The organism is Nonomuraea sp. NPDC050383 (assembly GCF_044459125.1).
In the GTDB taxonomy this organism is placed as follows: Bacteria; Actinomycetota; Actinomycetes; order Streptosporangiales; family Streptosporangiaceae; genus Nonomuraea.
Window position 1 is genome coordinate 40,756 of record NZ_JBITIP010000026.1, and the last position, 19,467, is coordinate 60,222.

General features: G+C 71.5%; 17 protein-coding genes. 4 read left to right on the forward strand and 13 right to left on the reverse strand.

Features of this window, described 5'->3' with window-relative positions:
• Window positions 1–44: 44 nt before the first annotated feature.
• Window positions 45–980, reverse strand: coding sequence for a class A beta-lactamase (bla, locus tag ACIBG4_RS38885; protein WP_397207202.1), 936 nt, complete (start codon window positions 978–980; stop codon window positions 45–47).
• A 424-nt stretch (window positions 981–1,404) separates the two neighbouring features.
• On the opposite strand from bla, the gene ACIBG4_RS38890 reads away from it, so the two are divergent.
• Complete coding sequence (locus tag ACIBG4_RS38890; RefSeq protein WP_397207204.1) at window positions 1,405–2,760, forward strand: FAD-binding oxidoreductase; 1,356 nt, start codon at window positions 1,405–1,407, stop codon at window positions 2,758–2,760.
• 44 nt (window positions 2,761–2,804) lie between these two features.
• Here ACIBG4_RS38890 and ACIBG4_RS38895 read toward each other — a convergent pair whose 3' ends face one another.
• The gene (locus tag ACIBG4_RS38895) at window positions 2,805–4,256 is read right to left on the reverse strand and encodes a PLP-dependent aminotransferase family protein (protein WP_397207206.1); all 1,452 of its coding nucleotides are present in this window, start codon (window positions 4,254–4,256) and stop codon (window positions 2,805–2,807) included.
• Window positions 4,257–4,429: 173 nt separating this feature from the next.
• On the opposite strand from ACIBG4_RS38895, the gene ACIBG4_RS38900 reads away from it, so the two are divergent.
• Window positions 4,430–5,014: a dihydrofolate reductase family protein gene (locus ACIBG4_RS38900; RefSeq protein WP_397207208.1), complete on the forward strand. Its 585-nt coding sequence runs from the start codon at window positions 4,430–4,432 to the stop codon at window positions 5,012–5,014.
• Window positions 5,015–5,306: 292 nt separating this feature from the next.
• Here ACIBG4_RS38900 and ACIBG4_RS38905 read toward each other — a convergent pair whose 3' ends face one another.
• From ACIBG4_RS38905 to ACIBG4_RS38950, 10 genes are read right to left on the reverse strand one after another with little or no spacing between them, the layout of a single operon-like run.
• Complete coding sequence (locus ACIBG4_RS38905; protein WP_397207210.1) at window positions 5,307–5,870, reverse strand: DinB family protein; 564 nt, start codon at window positions 5,868–5,870, stop codon at window positions 5,307–5,309.
• 41 nt (window positions 5,871–5,911) lie between these two features.
• Window positions 5,912–7,516: an amylo-alpha-1,6-glucosidase gene (locus ACIBG4_RS38910; protein ID WP_397207212.1), complete on the reverse strand. Its 1,605-nt coding sequence runs from the start codon at window positions 7,514–7,516 to the stop codon at window positions 5,912–5,914.
• Window positions 7,513–8,334, reverse strand: a complete 822-nt coding sequence (locus ACIBG4_RS38915; protein ID WP_397207214.1) for a carbohydrate ABC transporter permease — start codon at window positions 8,332–8,334, stop codon at window positions 7,513–7,515. Before ACIBG4_RS38915 ends, ACIBG4_RS38910 begins: the two co-directional genes overlap by 4 nt.
• A gap of 10 nt (window positions 8,335–8,344) precedes the next feature.
• Window positions 8,345–9,274, reverse strand: coding sequence for a carbohydrate ABC transporter permease (locus ACIBG4_RS38920; RefSeq protein WP_397207217.1), 930 nt, complete (start codon window positions 9,272–9,274; stop codon window positions 8,345–8,347).
• A 4-nt stretch (window positions 9,275–9,278) separates the two neighbouring features.
• Window positions 9,279–10,562 (reverse strand): ABC transporter substrate-binding protein, encoded by a 1,284-nt coding sequence (locus tag ACIBG4_RS38925; protein ID WP_397207219.1) that lies wholly within the window; start codon window positions 10,560–10,562, stop codon window positions 9,279–9,281.
• Between the two features lie 32 nt (window positions 10,563–10,594).
• A complete protein-coding gene (locus tag ACIBG4_RS38930; RefSeq protein ID WP_397207221.1) occupies window positions 10,595–11,356 on the reverse strand; it encodes an SDR family NAD(P)-dependent oxidoreductase in 762 nt (253 codons plus the stop codon).
• Window positions 11,353–12,630, reverse strand: a complete 1,278-nt coding sequence (locus ACIBG4_RS38935) for an ATP-NAD kinase family protein (protein WP_397207223.1) — start codon at window positions 12,628–12,630, stop codon at window positions 11,353–11,355. The genes ACIBG4_RS38930 and ACIBG4_RS38935 overlap by 4 nt, the downstream gene beginning before the upstream one ends.
• A complete protein-coding gene (gcvPB, locus tag ACIBG4_RS38940) occupies window positions 12,627–14,168 on the reverse strand; it encodes an aminomethyl-transferring glycine dehydrogenase subunit GcvPB (protein ID WP_397207225.1) in 1,542 nt (513 codons plus the stop codon). The genes ACIBG4_RS38935 and gcvPB overlap by 4 nt, the downstream gene beginning before the upstream one ends.
• Window positions 14,165–15,508 carry an aminomethyl-transferring glycine dehydrogenase subunit GcvPA gene (gcvPA, locus tag ACIBG4_RS38945; protein ID WP_397207227.1) on the reverse strand — a complete coding sequence of 448 codons (1,344 nt, stop codon included), beginning with the start codon at window positions 15,506–15,508 and terminating at the stop codon, window positions 14,165–14,167. Before gcvPA ends, gcvPB begins: the two co-directional genes overlap by 4 nt.
• The gene (locus tag ACIBG4_RS38950) at window positions 15,505–17,469 is read right to left on the reverse strand and encodes a beta-galactosidase (RefSeq protein ID WP_397207229.1); all 1,965 of its coding nucleotides are present in this window, start codon (window positions 17,467–17,469) and stop codon (window positions 15,505–15,507) included. The genes gcvPA and ACIBG4_RS38950 overlap by 4 nt, the downstream gene beginning before the upstream one ends.
• A 99-nt stretch (window positions 17,470–17,568) precedes the next feature.
• On the opposite strand from ACIBG4_RS38950, the gene ACIBG4_RS38955 reads away from it, so the two are divergent.
• Window positions 17,569–18,213 (forward strand): GntR family transcriptional regulator, encoded by a 645-nt coding sequence (locus ACIBG4_RS38955; protein WP_397207231.1) that lies wholly within the window; start codon window positions 17,569–17,571, stop codon window positions 18,211–18,213.
• Window positions 18,214–18,410: 197 nt separating this feature from the next.
• On the opposite strand, the gene ACIBG4_RS38960 is transcribed toward ACIBG4_RS38955, so the two are convergent.
• Window positions 18,411–18,914, reverse strand: coding sequence for a MarR family winged helix-turn-helix transcriptional regulator (locus tag ACIBG4_RS38960; protein WP_397207233.1), 504 nt, complete (start codon window positions 18,912–18,914; stop codon window positions 18,411–18,413).
• A 106-nt stretch (window positions 18,915–19,020) separates the two neighbouring features.
• Here ACIBG4_RS38960 and ACIBG4_RS38965 point away from each other — a divergent pair, with 106 nt between their 5' ends.
• A complete protein-coding gene (locus ACIBG4_RS38965; RefSeq protein ID WP_397207235.1) occupies window positions 19,021–19,434 on the forward strand; it encodes a nuclear transport factor 2 family protein in 414 nt (137 codons plus the stop codon).
• Window positions 19,435–19,467 lie beyond the last annotated feature (33 nt).

Consider the following 19,467-nt stretch of genomic DNA (forward strand, 5'->3'; position numbering starts at 1 on the left):
CGATCGCCCGGACGAGGACGACCGCGTCTCGACCCGCTGGCCCGTCACAACCTGCCGAGGGCCTTGGCCAGCGCAGCTGCGGTGGAGGCGATCACCTTGTCGTCGTTCGGCGTGTTGGTGTTGTTGCGGTTGGTGAACACCGACAGGATGATCGGCGCCTTCGATCCGGGCGTCCAGACGATCGCCAGGTCGTTGGCGGTGCCGTAGTTGCTCGCGCCGCCACTGCCGGTCTTGTCGCCGATCGTCCAGTCCTTGGGGAGTCCCGCCCGGATCCGGTTGGCGCCGGTGCGGTTGGCCTTCAGCCAGCCGACCAGCCGCGCTCGGTCGAGGGTGTGAAGAGTCTTACCGGTGGTGAGCTTGGTGAAGGTCTGCGCGGCCGCCACGGGAGTGGTGGTGTCGCGCTCCTCGCCGGGCTTCCACTCGATCAGCCTGGGCTCCGGCCGGTCCAGGCGACTCGTCCGATCACCGGTGGCGCGGAAGAACTCGGTCAGCCCGCGCGGCCCGCCGATCTGCTTCAGCAGCATGTTGCCCGCGAAGCCGTCGGATTTGGTGATCCCGGCGCGGCAGAACTGCGCAGGTGTCATGCCGGTGTCGGTGTATTCGGTGGTCTCCGGCGAGTTCGCGGTCAACTCGGCCATCTCAGCAGGCTGCCAGCGAATCACCCTGTCCATCAGCCCTGGGTCGTCGGTGCGCGCTTTGTGCAGTACTGCCGAGCACGCGAACACCTTGAACATGGAGTTGAACGGGAAGCGCTCGTCCGCCCGGTAGCCGACCGTTCTACCGGTCCCCAGGTCGATGCCCACCGCGCCGATGCGCCCGTCGTAGGACTTCTCGAGCTCCTGCAGCGTCTTGGTCAGGTCGGCGCCGGAGGGGGTGTCGCTTTCCGTCCGGGCGGCGACGCTGGAGGAGCTCGTCTCGCCGGTGGCGGCAGCTGCCACGTAGGCGGGAGCGCCCAGCAGCGCGGAAGTGGTCAAGGTCACGACCGCTGAGCGCAGTCGGAGATGTCGTGTCATACCGAAGAGAAGATCAGAAGCTGCGCAGAGATGTCCAATATCGCTATGAACCATTCCTTCATATAGATATGGATATCGATAGCTGGCAGGGGATCACGCGCGGGAGCATCCCGGCCGGGAGGGGTCGGCGTCTCGCTTCGATTCCGGCTGCCCGCGGTGGAGTCGTTTCGGCTCCACCGCCTTCACGCGCGTGTAGACCGGCCCGGCAAGTCCCGGAACTCTCGGCGCCACGGGGGCGCAGGGAGGACCTGGTGCTCGCGCGCATGCGGGCGGCGGGGTGCCAAGACCTTGGTGACCTTGGCGATGGCGGCGACCCACCCTGAATTGGTCCTCAATCGGCCTACAGGATCGGACCTCAAAGTGTGTACCGATTCCTGTCAGGCTGAGGGGCATGACAACGACAGCGACCCGCTTCGACGGCCAGGTGCTCACTCCTGGCGACGCCGGCTACGACACCGCCCGCACCGTCTGGAACGCCATGGTCGACCGGCGTCCTCGCATGATCGTCCGCGCGGCCGGCGTCGCCGATGTGGTCGCCGCCGTGCGGATGGCCCGCGAACTGGACCTGGAGATCGGCGTGCGCTGCGGCGGCCACAACGCCGCCGGCTTGGCCGTGCCTGACGGTGGTCTCATGATCGACCTGACGCCCATGGGCGGCGTGCGGATCGATCCGGCCCGTCGCCGGGCCCGGGTGCAGGGCGGCGCGCTGCTCGGCGCGCTGGACCGGGCGTCCCAGGCGTACGGCCTGGCCACCACCGCCGGCAACGTCTCCCACACCGGCGTCGGCGGGCTCACGCTCGGCGGCGGCATGGGCTGGCTGGCCCGCCAGTACGGCCTGGCCTGCGACAACGTCGTCTCCTGCACGATGGTCACCGCCGAGGGGGACGTGGTGACCGCGAGCCGTACCGACAACCCCGACCTGTTCTGGGGCCTGCGCGGCGGTGGCGGCAACTTCGGCGTCGTCACCGAGTTCGAGTTCCAGTTGCATCACACCGGCACGCGGACGCTGGTCGCCGAGTTCGACTTCCGAGCCGAGGACGCCGTGCCGGTCATCGAGGGTTGGCGCGACCTGAACGCCGTCGCGCCCCGGCAGGCGACGTTCACCGCCAGCGTCGGCAGCGCTCCCGCCGGGCCGATCGCCACGCTGGGGTTCGTGTGGGTCGGCGACCCGGCCGAGGGCCGCCGGCTGCTGCCCGCGATGCGGGCGCTCGGGCGTCCCGTCGCCTCCCGCGTCACCACACCGTCATACCTCGAACTGCAGCAACGCGAGGACTCCGCCGGCGGCCACGCCTACCGCCGCTATGCCAAGGGGCACTACCTGCGCAGCTTTCCCACCGCGGCGATCGAGGCGTTCCTGCTGCGCGGCGGCACCGACCTGAGCGCGAGCCCGGACCTGCCGGGCGTCGGTTTGCAGGCGCACGGCGGCGCGATCGCCGACGTCCCGGAAGCGGACGCGGCTTTCAGCCACCGCGGCACGATGTTCGAGTTCGGTGCCGGCTCGCGCTGGACCGACCCGGCCCAGGACGACGCCAGGATGGGCGCCGCCCGCGCCGCCGGCGCGGCGCTCGAGCCGTACGCGAGTGGTGTGTACGTCAACTCGTTGACGGCCGACGAACTGGCCGATGGGCAGCGCGGCGTGCGGCGGGCGTACTCTGCCGAGAAGCTGGCCAGGCTGACCGCGGTGAAGACCGCCTACGACCCGGCGAACGTGTTCCACCTGAACCAGAACATCCGCCCGGCGCGGTGATGCACGTGTCGTGGATGTGCCGGCGGCGGACCGCCTGCGCGGGATCAGCGTCCCCGTACCTCCCGGATGGCCGTCGCCAGCAGCGCGATGCCCTCGGCGATGGCGCTCTCGCTGAGGCCGGCGTAGCCGAAGATCAGGCCACCGGGCCCGGCGCCGGCGATCCGGAACGGCCCGACGCCCTGGATGACGAGCCCGTGCCGGGCGGCCGCCGCCACCACCGCCGCCTCCTCCAGGTCGGGCGGGAGCCAGGCGAGCACGTGCTGCCCGGCGGCGATCCCGGCCGGTCGCAGATCCGGCAGATGAGTGCGCAGCGCGGCCAGCAGCGCGTCGCGGCGGCGCCGGTACACCGGACGCATCCGGCGCAGGTGACGGTCGAACTCGCCGCGGCCGAGAAAGTCGGCGAACGTCAGCTGGTCGATGACCGGCGAACCGCGGTCGGCGAGCAGCTTGGCCGCGACGACGTCGCTCACCAGATGGGCAGGCAGCACCATCCAGCCGAGCCGCAACCCCGGGGCGAGCGTCTTGCTGGCCGTACCGCAGTAGACGACGTGATCGGGCGCAAGGCCCTGCATGGCGCCCACCGGAGACCGGTCGTAGCGGTACTCCGCGTCGTAGTCGTCCTCGATCACGATCGCGCCGCGGCGTCCCGCCCAGCGGATCACCTCGGCCCTCGCCGCCGCCGACAGCACCCCGCCGGTTGGCCACTGGTGCGACGGCGTGAGGACCAGCGCGTCGGCGTCGGCCAGGTCGAGGGCGCCGACCTGAACGCCGTCCGGACCCACCGGGATGCCGACCACGTCCAGTCCCGCGGCCTTGGCCAGCACCCGGGCATCGTCGTCGGACGACGGGTCCTCCAGGGCGATCCGTCTGGCGCCGCGTCGCGCGAGCACCTGGATCAGCAGCGAGATGGCCTGCCCGTAGCCGTTGCAGATGACCACGTTGCCGGGCACGGCCAGCGTGCCGCGCACCCGGTTGAGGTAGTCGCACAGGGCCTGGTGCAGCTCCGGCACGCCGCGCCCGTCGAGGTAGGCGAACCGGTCGTTGGGCGTGGTGGTGAGCACGGTACGAACCGAGCGCAGCCAGGCGGCCCGCGGGAACTGCGACACGTCGGTGCGCCCGTACCCGAAGTCGACCCTGAAGCCGACGCTGCGCGCAGCCGGCCGCGCCGTCGAAGCCGCCGAGCCCGCGCCGGCCGCAGCGGTGGTGGCAGCCGGCGGCAGCGACGCGGCGACCTGGGTGTAACCGCCCGATCGGCTGGCAAGGTAGCCCTCGGCCACGAGCTGCTGGTAGGCCTCCACGACCACCCCGCGGGAAACCCCCAGCCCGGCCGCGAGGGTGCGGGTGGGCGGCAGCGACGCACCCGCTCGCAACCGGCCGGCCCGGATGCTCGCGCGGATGGACGCCTCGATCTGCCGGTGCAGCGGCACCCCGGCGTCGCGGTCCAGCTCGATGAGCAAGTCCTCGGCCAGCCTGGAATTGGTCCTCGAACGGTCCACAGGATCGACCTTACTGACGTGTACCAATTCCTGCCAAGCCGAGTGACCTACCGGGTTCACCAGCAGAACTCATGGTCACCGGGGCGGCAAGGTTGACTTCATCGGAGATATCAAGATCCAACCCCAAGGCCGCCGGTGGGCGCTTGCCCTGCGCCGGCAAGGAAGGAAACCGTATGGCGAAGTCCGTGCTGTACATGTCGATGTCGCTCGACGGGTTCATCGCCGGCCCGGGCGACGGCCCGGGCAACGGGCTCGGGATCGGCGGCATCCGGCTGCACGAGTGGCTCGGCGAGCCCGCCTCCGACCCGCCGTACTTCGCTCCGCCGGGGCTGAGCGGGCAGGTATTCGGCGAGGCGATGGCGACGGGTGCGGTCGTCGTGGGCCGCAAGACGTTCGACTACGCCGGCCACTGGCACGGTGATCACCACGGTGTACCGATCTTCGTACCCACGCGTGGCGTCCCGCCGGCACCACAGAGCGGCTGGGTTCACTACGTGCCCGACGTCGCAACGGCGATGCGTGAGGCCAAGGCGGCCGCCGGCGACAAGGACGTGATGGTGCACGGTGCCGGACTCGCGCAGTCGCTGCTGCGCGAGGGCCTGCTCGACGAGCTGGAGATCCACCTGGTCCCGGTCGTGCTCGGTGACGGGCGGCGGCTGTTCGGCGCCGACCACATCGAGCTGGAGTTGACCCGGGTGCTCGACGCGCCCGGTGTCACGCACCTGCGCTACCGGGTGAACTCAGGTGCCGGCCGGTGACCACGGCGGCCAGCGCCATCGCCTCACACCGGACACCTACCGCGACGAACGGCGGTTGCGCGCGACGATGCGGTGGCGGCGCCGAGCGTGACCTGGTGGCTGCTCGCACGTAGGTGCGCCGGGCCCGAACGGCGGCCCGAATGACCGCCACCGTGCTGGGCCTGGCCACATGTCAGGGCCTTCTACCTGCGCAGAACGGCGGTTGAAGATCGTGGGGCCTCTCGGCGGCAGCAGCCACGGAGCGTCACGGGGTCCACGTAAGCGTCCAAAGCTCGATCGCCGGTTACCGAAGTCATACTCGGCGCGGTACGGCTCCGTCCTGCCAGCGGTAGAGGTCGCGCAGCAGGGAGATCTCGGCGCCGTGATGGATCAGCTCCCTGTTGACGTGCAGGACGATGCCCTCCATGGGAAACCGCTCGGGACCCACCGTGGGCGGATTCTCCAGGTCAGCGTCCGAGAGCTCACGGACCCCCGCGTTCCATCTCCCATACATCTCATCGAGCTGCTTCAGCGCCTCGTCAGCGGTCCCCGCGTAGGCGAACGTCTGGGAGTCCATGTCCTGGCCGCCGAAGTGCCATCCGACCCGATAGCCCAGGCACGAGACGATGATGTGTGCAAGCCGCCAGGCAATCGTGGTCACCGGCGCCGGCACCGGGTCAGGGGACGCGAAGTCCACCGTCCACTCCCCCGAACCCGCCGCCATCGGTGCGGCCGACGTGCCACGTGGGCGGATGCTCCAGCAGCCGCGCACCGGCTCCCAGAAGTACTCCTCATCGGTGAGACCGTCCAGCCGCGGCCGCAGGTTCTTGCGCCAGTGCCGGTCCAGTTGCTCCGCGAGCCGCTCGCTTCTCGTCATTTCCGCACACTACAGACAACGGAGAACCCTCTTGGACGCCGTCACCCCTCCCGGTCGGCGGAGTCGGTGAAAGCCTCGTGGGCGAGGTCCAGGAACAGGGCGGCCGACCAGCCGAACCCGCTCGTCGCCCGGCCCGCCCGGCGGCCCGTCAGCGGGTTCCAGTACTCGTACAGGCCGCCGCCGTCGCGCACCATCGCCAGCGTGCGGTCGCGCAGCTCGCGGGCCGTCTCAGGATGGCCGGACCGGCGCAGGCCCTCGATGAGCAGGTAGTTGACGTTGAGCCAGACCGGTCCGCGCCACATGGCGTCCGGGTCGAAGCGGGGGTCGTCGAACGCGACCGTGGGCACCGGCCGCTCGCCCCAGAAGCTCGGCGAGCGCAGGTCGGCCACGAGCCGGTCGGCGACGTCGGCGGGCAGCCGCCCGGTGAGCAGCGGCAGCAGCTCCAGCGGGGTGCGGACGTCCGCCTCCCGCCCGCCGACCAGGGTGACGAAGCGGGCGCCGGTCCACCGCCTCGCCACCATGCGGTCCACAAGCGCCTGGGCCCTGGCCCGCCACTCCCCCGTGTCACGGCCGAGCGCGGCGGCGATGTCGCCCAGCCGGTCGTACTGCAGGGCGAGGTAGGAGTTGAGGTCGGGGGGCTCGGCGCGCGGCCCGCCGTCCCAGATCGGGCTGTCGTCCAGACCCGAGGAGTACGGGTGCAGGTACTCGGCCAGGCCGTCGCCGTCGGGGTCGGAGCGGGTGAACCACCATTCCTGCGCCCGGACCAGCGGCTCGTACACCTCGGCCAGGAAGGCCGGGTCGGGGTCGGCCTGGTGGATCTTCCACACGGCCCACGCGGTGAGCGGCGGTTTGGTGACCGGCACGGGCTCGCGGACGGGCGGCCCCCCGACGTGCTGGGCCAGCCGGGCCAGGTCGGAGCGGGGCAGGTCGGTGGTCTCGGCCAGCACCCCGTGGTCGTGGACCACATCCGGGATCAGCCCGTCGGGGCGCTGGTGGTCGAGCAGGATGCGGATCTGCTCCCTGGCCAGGCCCGGGTCGGCGTGCCGCAGGGCGATGGCGTGGAAGTAGGAGTCCCAGTTCCACAGGCCGACGTAGCCGTACTTGGAGGGGATCAGCGACTGCCGGCCCTGGATCGGGACGAGGTTGACCGCGAGCGTCCACCACGCCTGCTCGGCCCGTTCCCGCAGGCCGGAGGGGACGGCGGGCATGCGGGCGAACCAGTCGCGCCAGCGCGCGGCGGCCGCCTCCAGCACCGCCCGGCCGTCGGGCGGCGGACCGCCGGGTGCGGCCACGTGCGCGCCGTCCCGGCCGGGTCCCACCAGGACGAGGCCGCCGCCGGCGGGCGCCCGTCCGCCGTCCCACACGGCATGGACGGCTTCACCGCCGTCGCCGGTCAGCACGAGCGTGTCGGGGCCGGCGAAGGCCAGGGCCGCGCCGCCCTCGAACTCCACCCGGTCCGGCAGCGCCCGCCGTACGGGCAGCTCCCGGTCACCGGCGAGGACCCGCAGGCCGGTCAGGACGGCCGTCTCGCGCAGCGGCGTCTCATAGCGGGCGGCGGCGACCCACAGGGAGCCGTCGTCGGCCGCCATCACCAGCAGCCGCGACCCGCGGTCGGTGAAGGGTCGTTCGCGCAGGTCCAGCATCATCGCCCGCCCAGTCCGGAGGCCGCCATCGAATTGATGATCTTCCGCTGACCGATCAGAAAGGCGATCAGCGTGGGCACCACCGCGATCGCCGACCCGGCCAGGATGAGCCCGTAGTCGACCGCGGTGTGCTGCCCGGAGAACTGGCTGAGCAGCAGCGGCACGGTGGCCAGCTCGGGCGAGTTCAGGAAGATCAGGGGGAAGAAGAACGAGTTCCACGAGGCCAGGAACGCGATGATGCCCAGTGCGCCCAGGCCGGGGCGGATGTTGGGCAGCACGACGTTCCAGAAGCAGCGCCAGCGGCCCGCCCCGTCGATGCGGGCCGCCTCCTCCAGCTCCACCGGCACGGCCCTGATGAACTGGCGCAGCAGGAACACCGCGAAGGGGTTGGCCACCGAGGGCAGGATCAGCGACAGGTGGGAGTCGATCCAGCCGAACCGGGCCAGCATGAGGTACAGCGGCACGATCGTCACCTGCGCCGGCACCATCTGGGTGGCCAGGAACACCACGAACAGCACGCCCGAGCCGCGGAAGCGGATCCGGGCGAAGGCGTAGGCCGCCATGGCGGAGGTGAACAGGGTGAGCGTGACGTTGAGCGCGGCGATGTAGAAGCTGTTCCAGTACGCGGTGCCGAACGGCATCGCCGCGAGCGCGTCGGGGTAGTTCTGCCAGTGCCAGGGCTGGGGCAGCCAGTCGAGCGGGTTGTTCAGCATCTGCCGCACGCTCTTGAACGACGTCAGCAGCATCCAGGCGAACGGGAACACCATGGCCAGGCCGCCGGCTGTGAGCGCGGCGTGCAGGGCCGCCTGCCGGAGTCGCATCAGCTCTCCCTCACGAGTCGTAGTGGACCAGGCGCTTCTGCGCGGCGAACTGGACGAGCGTCACGAGCAGCGTCAGGGCCAGCAGGATGAGCGCGGCGGCGCTGCTCATGCCGAACTCGAAGTCCTTGAAGCCCAGCTCGTAGACCTGGTAGACGATCGTGCGGGCGCCCTCGTTGTCCTCCGGCCGCACCAGCACGTAGATCTGGTCGAACGCCTGGAACGAGCTGATCACGGCGACCACGGTCGAGAAGAAGATCGTGGGCGAGAGCAGCGGCAGGGTGACCGAGCGGAAGATCCGCACGCTGCCCGCGCCGTCCATGCGGGCGGCCTCGACGATCTGCGGCGGGATGGTCTGCAGCCCCGCCAGGAAGATCACCACGTTGAGGCCGAGCGACGACCAGATCGTCACGACGGCGATGGCCACGATCACCCAGCCGGTGTCGCCGAGCCAGTCGGGCGGGGTGAGGCCGAACCAGCTCCGCAGCGAGTTGTTGAGCACGCCGTTCTCGTCGCCGGCCAGGATGATCTGCCACATCAGCGCGACGGCCACCGAGCTGGTGACCACCGGCATGAAGTAGAGGACCCGGTAGAAGGAGCCGCCGCGCACGTTGTTCAGGGCGATCGCGATGAGCAGCGCGAGGACGAGGCCGACGGGCACGGTGAGCAGGGCGAGCTTGACCGTGTTCCACACCGCCAGCCCGAAGTCGGGATCGGAGAGCTGGGCGGCGAAGTTGTCCAGGCCCGCCCACTCCTTGCGGCCGAGGCCGTCCCAGCGCATGAACGCCAGCACGACGGCGAAGCCGAGCGGGAAGACCAGGAACACGGCCAGGGCCGTGACCTGCGGGGCGAGGAAGAACGCCGCCCACCAGCCGTCCCGGTTGCGCACGCCGGGGACCTGACGCCGGCCCGCCCGGAGGCGGGCACGGGTGAGAACAGCCACGGCCTCAGCCCAGCTTGCTCTGGACGAGCTGCTGGAGCTCGGTCATGCCCTGGTCGAAGCCGACCTTGCCGCTCCACATCTTCATGAGGTGCTCGTTGATGGCGGCGGTGAGGCCCGGCACCGCGACCTCCTCGGGGTAGTTGGCGAAGCCGGTGTCGCGCACGTCGATGAAGGTCTGGGCGTGCTTGGGGTAGCCGTCCGCGAGGACGACCTGCTCGGCGCCCTTGACGGACGGCACGGCGCCGCCACCCTTGAGCCGCAGCGTCTGGCCCTCCTTGCCGACGAACTCGGTGAGGAACGTGAACGCCTCCTTGGGCAGCTTCGTGTCCTTGTTGAGCGCCAGGTAGGAGGCGGCCACCGCGCCCGGCATGGGCGCGCCGGTCGGCGAGGGGAACGGCACGATGTCGTAGTCGTCGAGCTCGCCGCCCTTGCGCAGGGAGTCGATCACCCAGCGGCCGCCGGCGTAGAAGCCGGCCTTGTGCTTGAGGAACTGCGTGCTCGGGCCGTTGCTGGCGGGCAGCGTGTCGGCGCTGAGGAACGTCTTGTCCTGGTAGCCCTTGGCGAGCGTGCTCAGCGCCTCACGGGCCTTGGCGTCGGTGGTGGCGACGAACTTGCCGCCGTCCCAGACCTTGCCGCCGAAGCCGTTGATCACCGAGTACGTGGAGCCGTACCAGTTCCAGAAGATGGAGCCGGCCTTGCCCGCGGCCTTGAGCTTGGCGTTCATGTCCAGATATTTCGGCATGGTCCACTGGCCGGTCTCGTTGAGCGCGGCCGGGTCCTCGGTGATGCCGGCGTCCTTGAGCGCCTTCTTGTCGTACCAGAGCACCTCGGGGTTGGTGTCGTTGGGGACGGCGTAGATCTTGCCGTCGCGCTTCGCGCCGCCGTACACGCCGTCGAAGAAGTCCTCGGGGCGGCTCTTGGAGTCGGGGCCGGCGAGCTTGTCGTCGAGCGGCGTGAGCACGCCCGCGGAGACGAACTTGCCGATGTTGTCATCGCCCACGAAGAACACGTCGGGCGCGGTCTTGCTGGTGAGCTGGGTGAGCAGCTTGGGGTGATAGTCCTCGTACTTCGCCACCGACTCCAGCTTGAGCCGGATACCGGGGTGGCGCCGCTGGAAGTCCTCGGTGAACTTCTCGTAGAGTTTCACGTCCTCGGCCGATCCCCAGGTGGACCAGCGCACGGTCACCGGGCCCCGGCCCTCGCCCGTGCCGGGAACGTTCCCGCCGCTTCCGCTGCACGCGGTGGTGGCGAGGGCGAGGGCGCCCAGGACGGTCAGCGCACACTTCAAGGTGGCTCCTTCGATCTTTCTTGCGGGGGGTGTCAGGCGAGTCCGCCGCCGTCGACGACGAGGGCGGATCCGGTGACGTAGCTGGAGGCGTCGCCCGCCAGGAACAGCACGGCGCGGGCGATCTCCTCCGGGGTTCCGGCGCGGCCCATCGGCCGGTCGGCGGCGTCGCTCGCGAACGCGGTCCAGTCCTCGCCGAGCTGGCGGGCCTCGTCGCGCAGCATGGGCGTGTCGGTGTCGCCGGGGTTGACGGAGTTGACCCGGATCCCGGCGCGGGCATGGTCGATGGCCAGCGCCCGGGTCATGTTGACCACGGCCGCCTTGGAGGCGCAGTAGGACAGCGCGTTGCCGCCGCCCTTGAGGCCCCAGCCCGACCCGGTGTTGACGATCGAGCCGCCCTCGGTCATCGCCGGGACGGCGTACTTGCACATGAGGAAGACGGAGCGGACGTTGACCGCCATGACGCGGTCCCACTCCTCGACGTCGAGGTCCAGGGCCGTGGTGCGGCGGATGATGCCGGCGTTGTTGAACAGGACGTGCAGCCCGCCGAAGGTCCGGGTGGCGGAGTCCACGACGAGCCGGCAGTCGTCCGGGGCGGACACGTCGGCGCGCACCGCCACCGCGGCCCCGGGCCGGGCGTCGTTGATCCGCGCGACGGTCGTCTCGGCTCCCGGGCCGTCGATGTCGGCGACGACCACCCGGGCGCCCTCCTCGGCGAAGAGCAGCGCGGTGGCGCGCCCGATGCCGGAGGCACCGCCGGTGACGATCGCGACCTTGCCCTCGAGCTGGGCGTTCATTCGTTCGACTCCTCACTTGCCGCACTGAGGCGGTAGATCGTGCTTTCGTGGTAACCGGTGATCACCTGGACGTGCCCGGCGAGCATCCGGTCGAGGTCCTCGTCGCCGCTGTCGGCGAGCAGCGGGCGCCCACCGAGCGCGGCCAGCTTCTGCTGGGTGGCCAGGACGAGCAGCCGCCCGGTTCGCGCGCCCGCCGCGTCTCCGGGCGCGTCCCCGAGGACGGTGCGCAGCACGCGCGGCGACACCTGCTGGTTGCCGCGGCCGAGCACGAAGCCCTGCCCGCCGATCACCGACAGCACGAGGACCGTCTCCCGGCCGCCGACCAGCCCGGACAGCTCCGCCTCCGAGACGTCGGCCGCCACCAGCCGGGCACCGGCGCCGTCGCGTTCGACGACGTCCACGCCGAGCAGGGTGGTGGCGAGGCCGAGCTCGCGGCCGACGGCCCGCGTGGTGGCGCCGGGTCCGAGGACGTGGCGGACGCCGGGCCGCATCCGGGAGACGACCTCCCGGGCGATGCCCTCGACCGTGCCGGGCGCCGTCCCGGAGGAGCCGGCCTTGCGGCCCGACAGCGCGGCGGGGGCGGCGGGAACCGGCAGGACGCCGTAGAGGACCGGGCTCACCAGGCCCTGCCGGTAGCGGTCCTCGTCGAGGTCCACCACCTCTGCCTCGGCGAGCGCCGCCCGCCCCGGCTCGCGGCCCGACGTCCCTGATCCTGCTGACCCCCCGGATCCTGCCGACGCCCCGGAGACGTATGCGGCGGCGAGCAGCCCGGCCGCGGCCGGGCTGACGGCGAAGCATCCGGAGTACACCTTCACCCCGGCCGGGATCCCCAGCACGGGCGGGACGCGGTCGCCGCGCTCGCGCAGCTCGCGGACCGCGTCGAGCACGTCACGCGCCGTCCCGTCGCCGCCCGCGAACAGCAGCAGGTCCACCCCGGCCATCGCGAGGACGGCCTCCCGGGTGTCCCGCGCCGACGTGGCGCCGGACGGTCCCGGCTCCGCCGAACGGCTGGAACGTACCAGGTCGTGGGGGGCGCCGGCGGCGCGGGCGCTGTGCTCGCCCATCGGGCCCGGCGCCGTGACCAGGCGCGTGCCGGGACGGCGCGACAGCAGCGCGCGCACCGCCCGCGCCGCCCGCTCCCCCGCCCGCGGCGTGGCGCCCCGGGCCAGGGCCGCACGCTGCACCTCGGCACCGTCGCTGCCCTTCAGGCCCGCCGCCCCGCCCAGCCCGGCGACCGGGTTGACGACCAGGCCCACCGACACCCCTCCGCTCATGACAGGTGCTTGCGGACGTAGGCGCGCCAGGTGGGCGCCCAAGCCTTGGGGTCGTCCAGCTGCGACGGGTCGATCTTGTGCACGCTCTGGTTGTAGGGCGCGCCCCTGACCAGCTCGGGATCGCGGCGCGCCTCGTCCGCCACGTGGGCCAGGATCGCGGCGTACTCGTCGAGGTCCTCCTTGGAGTACGACTCGGTGGGCTCCAGCGTGAACGGCTCGGGCACCAGGTACGGGTGGTGGCTGGTCCAGTAGTGCACGCCGAAGTCGGATGCCCGCACGCCGATCTCCTCGGAGTGGACCCCGGTCTCCTCCGACAGCTCCTGCCAGGAGTAGCGCGCCTGCTCGATGCGCCGCGTGCCCCAGGGCGCCGACGCGCCGGGAATGGCGAGGATCTTGCGCATCAGGTAGTTGTTGTTGAGCGCGGCCGTCTCGGCCACCTGGCGCAGGCCCTCCGCGCCGAGCGACATGATCCAGGCATAGGCGCGCACGATGTTCTGGGTGACGCCGAGGAACGGCCGCACCTTGCCGATGGAACGTTCCGGGGTCTCCAGCTTGTACGCCGAGCCGTCGAAGACGACGACCGGGCCGGGCAGGAAGGGCGCCAGGTCGGCCGACACGCCGCACGCCCCGGCCGCGGGCCCGCCGCAGGCGTGCGGGGTGGAGAAGGTCTTGTGCAGGTTGAAGTGGCACAAGTCGAACCCGGCGTCGCGGGCCCGGGTGATGCCGAGGATGCCGTTGGCGTTGGCCTGGTCGTAGCAGGCCAGGCCGCCCGCCTCGTGGACGAGGTCCACGAACTCCCGGATGCGCGGGTTGAAGATGCCGGTGTCCTCCGGGTTGGTGATCATCAGGGCGGCGGTGCGGGGCCCGACGGCCGCGCGCAGCGCCTCGATGTCCGGCAGGCCGTCGGCGTCCGGCATCAGGGTGATGACCTCGAAGCCGGCGACCTTGGCGCACGCCGCGTTCGACGGGTGGGAGAACATCGTGGTGATGACCTGGTCGCGGTGGGTCTCGCCGCGGGCTGCGTGGTAGGCGCGGATCATGGCGACGTTCGCGTAGATGGCGGCCGAGCCGGAGCCCGGCTGGAGCGAGACCCGGGACATGCCGGAGATCTCGGCCAGCATGCGCTCCATCCGCCAGTAGATCTCCAGCACGCCCTGCACGGTGTCCTCGTGCTGGAGGGGGTGCAGCTCGGCGACCGCGGCGGCGAACCGGTCGTTGACCTTGGGGCTGTACTTCATCGTGCAGGTGCCCTGGCCGACGTCGATGTTGAGGTCGTTGCCCAGGTTCTCCTGGGACAGGCGCAGGTAGTGGCGCACCACGTGCGGCTGCGCCAGCTCGGGCAGGTTCGGCGGCTCGGCGCGGCGCACCGACTCCGGCAGCTCGACTCGGGGGGCGCCGGGCTCGGGGACGGCGATGCCGCGGCGGCCCGGCCTGGACAGCTCGAAGATGATCGGCTCGTCCCAGCGGGCCTGGTGGAAGCGGCGCAGCGGCGGCTTCGGCGCGACGGGCAGCTCGGCGAAGGGCTCCGCGGTGTTCACAGCGTCTCCTGGAGGGCGGCGATCTCGGCGATCTCGGCGGCGAGGCGGTCGATGTCGGCGATGGAATGGCGCTCGGTCACGCAGACCAGCACCGTGCGGTCGTCGAGGGGCACACCGCCGTAGATGCCGCGCTCGCGCAGCCGGTCGAGCAGGGCGGCACTGGAGGGCACCTGTACGGCGAACTCGCGGAAGTGCACCGCGTCCGGATGCAGCACGGTAACAGACCGGGCCAGGGCGCCCATCGCGTACCTGGTGCGAGCGAGGATCGTCTCCCCCAGCTCCCGCATGCCGTGCGGGCCCATGAGCGCGAGGTAGACGCCGGCCGTGATGCCCCACAGGGCGGCGGCGGTGCCCACCCACTCCTTGCCCTCCTCGCGGTGGGCGAAGGAGGTGCGGTCGTAGAAGACGTCGCCGAAGCCGTACTCGCCGGGCACCTTCGTCGGCGCGATGCCGAACAGCCGGGAGGGGAACTCGGCGACCAGCGGCTCGTGGTCGTGGGTGGCGATGTAGCCGGCGTGGCCGCCGCCGAAGCTCTGGTGCATGCCGAGCGTCTGGATGTCGCCGCAGGCGATGTCGGCGCCGTACGCGGCGGGCGGGGCGAGGACGCCCAGGGAGATCGGGTCGGCGCCGACGACGAGCAGGGCGCCGTGGGCGTGGGCCAGGTCGGCCAGCTCCCGGCCGCGCGTCTCGACGACGCCGTACACGTTCGGCGTCTCCAGGTAGATCGCGGCGTACGAGTCGTCGAAGGCGGGGACGGCCATCTGACCGTCGTCGCCCACGGGGGCGGGCACGATCTCGATGTCCGGGGCGAGGAAGTCGCGCAGCTTGCTCAGCTTGTCGGCGGCGACGGCCGCGCTGACGAGCACCTTCGAGCGGCCGGTGTAGCGGCAGGCCATGCGCAGCGCGGTGCCCGCCGCCTGGAAGCCGTCGTAGGTGGGGACGTTGACGACGTCCATCTCCAGCAGCTCGCCCATCATGCTGACGTACTCGAACAGGGCCTGGAAGCGGCCGTGGTCCTCGTACGGCTCGCCGGCGTACGCGGTCAGGAACTCGCTCCTGGAGTTGACCTCGTCGCAGACGGCGGGCACGTGGTGCGGGTAGCAGCCGTGGCCGAGGAAGCTCAGCGCCTCGTCGGTGCCGGTGGTCCGGCCGAGCAGGCCGTTCATGTGGCGGACCAGGTCGGGCTCGGCCGTGAAGGGCGCCGGCAGGTCGAGCGGCCGGTTCAGGCGCAGGTCCGCGGGGATGCCGGCGTAGAACTCCTCGATGCTCTCCGCGCCGATCGCGGCGAGCATCTCGGCCCGCACGCCGGGTTCGGCGTTCGGGATGTACGGGTGCGTCACGTGTCTCCTTCTGTCCTGAGCACGACGGCGTCGCGCGGGGCGAGGACGGCGTCGCCTCGCAGGTCGGTGTCGGTGAGCAGGTCCCGGCCGGGGTACGGCAGGGTGATCCGCTGCTCGTCGGTGGTGTGGTTGAGCAGGAAGAGGTGCCGGCCCCGCCGGACCGCCTCCACCCCGGCGGGCACGGCGATCGCCGGGACTCCGGCGAGCACGCGGTCCAGCACGGGCGTCAGGTCGGCGGGCAGGCAGCCGAGGTAGGTGGCGTTCCCCTTGCGGGTGATCGCGGGCAGCCCGTCCAGGTCGCCGCCCTCGAAGCGGGCGAGCACGGCCGTGCCCTTGTCGGGGCGCAGCCACTCGGCCCAGGTCCGGGCCGAGCCCGCGCCGCCGCCGGCGTGGCGCAGGGGCTGGGTGAGGCCGTCGGGCAGCGGCCAGAACTCCTCGACCGCGACGCCCAGCAGGTCGCGCAGCGGGCCGGGCGCGCCGCCGTCGTGCACCTGGTCGGCCTCGTCCACCACTCCGCTGAACGGGCCGACGACCAGCTCTCCCGTCACGGCGGCGAGTGCCTCGGCCTGCTCGGCGGTGCACAGGTAGAGGTTGGGCACGATCACCACGCGGTAGCCCGACAGGTCGGCGCCGGGCGGCGCCAGGTCGACGGCGATCCCACGGGCGTGCAGCGGCGCGTACCAGGACAGCAGCAGGTCCTTGAGCCTGAGCCGGTCGGAGGGCATCGACTCGGGCGCCTCCAGCCCCCACCAGCTGTCCCAGCCGAACACCAGCGCCACGTCGGCGCTGGTGTGGCCGCCCGCGACCTCCGCGAGCCGCCGCAGGTCCGCGCCGAGCCGCAGCGTGTCGCGCCAGCCGCGCGTGGCCGTGCCGCCGTGCGGCAGCAGCGCCGAGTGGAACTTCTCCGGCCCGTACTTCGCCTGCCGCCACTGGAAGAACATCACCCCGTCGGCGCCGTGGGCGACGGCCTGCAGGCTGTGCAGGCGCATCACGCCGGGCGGCTTGGGCGCGTTGACCTCGCGCCACGACACGGCCGACGGCGCGGACTCCATGAGCAGCCAGGGCCGCCGCTTGAGCGAGCGCATGAGGTCGTAGCTGAGCGCGACCGCCACGTGCGAGGCTGGGTCGGCCGGGTCGGGGTAGGCGTCGTCGCTCACCAGGTCCTCGGCCTGCGCCCAGGCCCAGTAGTCGAGGCCGTGCAGAATGCTCATGAAGTTCGTGGTGACGGGCACGTCCGGGGTGACGGCGCGCAGCGCGTCGCGCTCTGCGGTGAACAGCTCCAGCAGGGCGTCGCTGCAGAAGCGCCGCCAGTCGAGGAGCTGGGCGGGGTTGACCGGCCCTGGCGCCTTGCGGGGCGGCTCGACCTGGTCGAAGCCGGTGTAGTGCTGACCCCAGCAGGACGTGCCCCAGGCGGCGTTGAGCCCGCCGACCGTGCCGTAGCGGGCCTGGAGCCAGGCGCGGAAGTGGCGGGCCGACTCGGGGCAGAAGCATTCGAGGGTGTGGTCGGCGTACTCGTTGCCCACGTGCCACAGGGCCAGCGCCGGGTGATCGCCGTACCGGGTGGCCATCGCGGTCGCCAGCCGTACGGCGTGCTCGCGGAAGACCGGCGAGCTGGGGCAGTAGCCCTGCCGGGAGCCGAACTCCAGGCGGGTGCCCGCGGCGTCGACCGGCATGACCTCGGGATGGCGGCGCACCAGCCAGGGCGGCGGGGTGGCGGTCGCGGTGGCGAGGTCGGCCGCGATGCCGTGCTCGTGCAGCAGGCCGAGCACGCGGTCGAGCCAGCCGAAGTCGTACGCGCCCGGCTCGGGCTCCAGCCGAGACCAGGCGAAGACCGCCACGGTGACCATGGTGACCCCGGCCTCGGCCATGAGGCGCACGTCCTCGGCCCAGACCTCCTCAGGCCACTGCTCGGGGTTGTAGTCGCCGCCGTACAGCAGCCCCGGAACCCGGGTCAGACCCACTCGACACTCCCTCCTGTGTTTTGTATTCAGAATTCATAGTGCAGTATTTTGAATCACGTCAAGGGCTAGTATGGGCACGGCCGAAACCGAAGGAGCGTCATGCCGATCGACCGGCGACCGCTACGTGAGCAGATCCGCGAAGAACTGCTGGGCAGGCTGGACCGGGGAGACTTCGCCGCGGGCACCGACATCAACGAGGTAGCCCTGGCTGCCGAGCTCGGTGTGAGCCGCACTCCCCTGCGCGAGGCGCTGATCACGTTGGCGGGCGAGGGCGTCCTGGAGAGCAACCAGGGGCGCGGATTCCGGTTCGCCCCGATGAGCAGGAAGGAGTTCAGGGAGCTCTGCGAGATCGTGGCGGGGCTGGAGGCGCTGGCCCTCGACCGCTCCGACCCGGCCTACCTGCGCGAGATCGCGCCCGAGCTGCTGCGGCTGGCGCGCGACTTCCCCGACCGGATCGCCGAGCAGCACGTGATAGAGCGCCACGACGACGAGTGGCACGACCTGCTCGTCAGCGGCTGCCGCAACGAGCGGCTGATCGACCTCATCACCAGCGTCAAGGCGGGGCTGCGCCGCTACGCGCACCTGCTGGCGGGCGACGACACACCGCTCGAACGCGAGGCCGCCGAGCACTGCCGGGTGGCCGAGCTGCTCATGGCCGGCGACCGGGCCGCGGCCGTCCAGGCGTTGCACGACAACTGGGTCAACGGCATGGAGCGCATGATGTCCCGCATCCCCGCCTCCTGATGTGAGCTGCCGGGGGGTGCCTGACAGCCGCTGGTGAGGAGCCTGTTGCCGAGCTCGATCGCGCCGTGCAGGCTCAACTCCGCGGTGGGGGCAGCCTGCTCCACCAGGGCGCCCGCCGGCGAGGACCGGGCCGGGCCTGACGTAGGGCCCGACCTGGCCCTCCACGATCGGCCGAACAGCCGAGGGTCGGTCTCGGGTCAGGAGGTCGGGGGGTGCGGCGCCGGCTGGGTGTGGTGGTCCAGCAGGCGGGTGAGCAGTTGGACGAACTGGTCGCGTTCGGCAGGGGTCAAGGGGGCGAGCAGCTCGTCGTGGAGGTCGTCCAGGACCTTGTCGAGGCGGCGCAGGTGCCGGCGGCCCTGGGCGGTGATCGTGATGACGTTGCGGCGGCGGTCGTCGGGATCCGGCATCCGCTCGACGAGGCCGCGCTCGGCCAGTTCGTTGAGAACGCCGACCATGTCGCTGCGGTAGATGCCGGTGCGTCGGCTCAGCGTCGCCTGGCTGCCCGGGCCGTGCTCCTGCAACGAGGCGAGCACGGCGTAGTGCCACTTGCGGGCGTCGACCTGGGCCAGTCCCTCGTTCATGAGCCGGTCCGACTGCGCGGACACCCCTGAGAGCAGGCGACTGGCCCGCCGGCGCAGCCTCTCCGGCGTCTTCGTCTCGCCGTCGTACGGCATGTCCGCGGCTTCGGCTCTGCTGCTCATGACGCTGATCCTATCCCGTTGCGTTCGTCCGACTAACGATGTAGATTCGTTCATGACAGAAACGTTAGAGAGATAAACGTTAATTCGACGAATGAAACGGGGCGCCATGTCCACCGATACCCTGATCGCCGACCGCATGGAGATCGCCGACTTGTTCTCCCGCTTCGCGCGACTGCTCGACGAGAAGCGATGGGAGGATGCGGGCACCGTCTTCACCGACGATGTGGCGGTGCACTCGCCGCGCGGGGGCGAACTCCGCGGCCTCGACAAGGTCGTCGGCTTCATGCGACAGAGCGAGGTCGAGGGGCAGCAAGCCCAGCACATCACCACTGACCTGCTGGTGGACGTCGACGGCGATCAGGCGGCTGCCTCGGCGTACTCGCTCGTGCACTACTACCGCGACGGCCAAGCACCCCACTTCACAGGCGGCCTGCGAATGACGGGCACCGTGGTGCGGACGCCGGCGGGCTGGAGAATCCGTGAGCAGCGGATCACGCCCGCCTGGACCCGCGAGAGCTGATCACCCGGCGACCGGCGACGGCCGCAGGGCCAA

What these genes read in the sequence shown, in the direction of transcription:
- ACIBG4_RS38890 (WP_397207204.1), top strand. Translation starts at nt 1,405, where the DNA reads ATGACAACGACAGCGACCCGCTTCGACGGCCAGGTGCTCACTCCTGGC.
- ACIBG4_RS38900 (WP_397207208.1), top strand. Translation starts at nt 4,430, where the DNA reads ATGGCGAAGTCCGTGCTGTACATGTCGATGTCGCTCGACGGGTTCATC.
- ACIBG4_RS38905 (WP_397207210.1), bottom strand. Translation starts at nt 5,870, where the DNA reads ATGACGAGAAGCGAGCGGCTCGCGGAGCAACTGGACCGGCACTGGCGC.
- ACIBG4_RS38910 (WP_397207212.1), bottom strand. Translation starts at nt 7,516, where the DNA reads ATGATGCTGGACCTGCGCGAACGACCCTTCACCGACCGCGGGTCGCGG.
- ACIBG4_RS38915 (WP_397207214.1), bottom strand. Translation starts at nt 8,334, where the DNA reads ATGCGACTCCGGCAGGCGGCCCTGCACGCCGCGCTCACAGCCGGCGGC.
- ACIBG4_RS38930 (WP_397207221.1), bottom strand. Translation starts at nt 11,356, where the DNA reads ATGAACGCCCAGCTCGAGGGCAAGGTCGCGATCGTCACCGGCGGTGCC.
- ACIBG4_RS38935 (WP_397207223.1), bottom strand. Translation starts at nt 12,630, where the DNA reads ATGAGCGGAGGGGTGTCGGTGGGCCTGGTCGTCAACCCGGTCGCCGGG.
- ACIBG4_RS38955 (WP_397207231.1), top strand. Translation starts at nt 17,569, where the DNA reads ATGCCGATCGACCGGCGACCGCTACGTGAGCAGATCCGCGAAGAACTG.
- ACIBG4_RS38960 (WP_397207233.1), bottom strand. Translation starts at nt 18,914, where the DNA reads ATGAGCAGCAGAGCCGAAGCCGCGGACATGCCGTACGACGGCGAGACG.
- ACIBG4_RS38965 (WP_397207235.1), top strand. Translation starts at nt 19,021, where the DNA reads ATGTCCACCGATACCCTGATCGCCGACCGCATGGAGATCGCCGACTTG.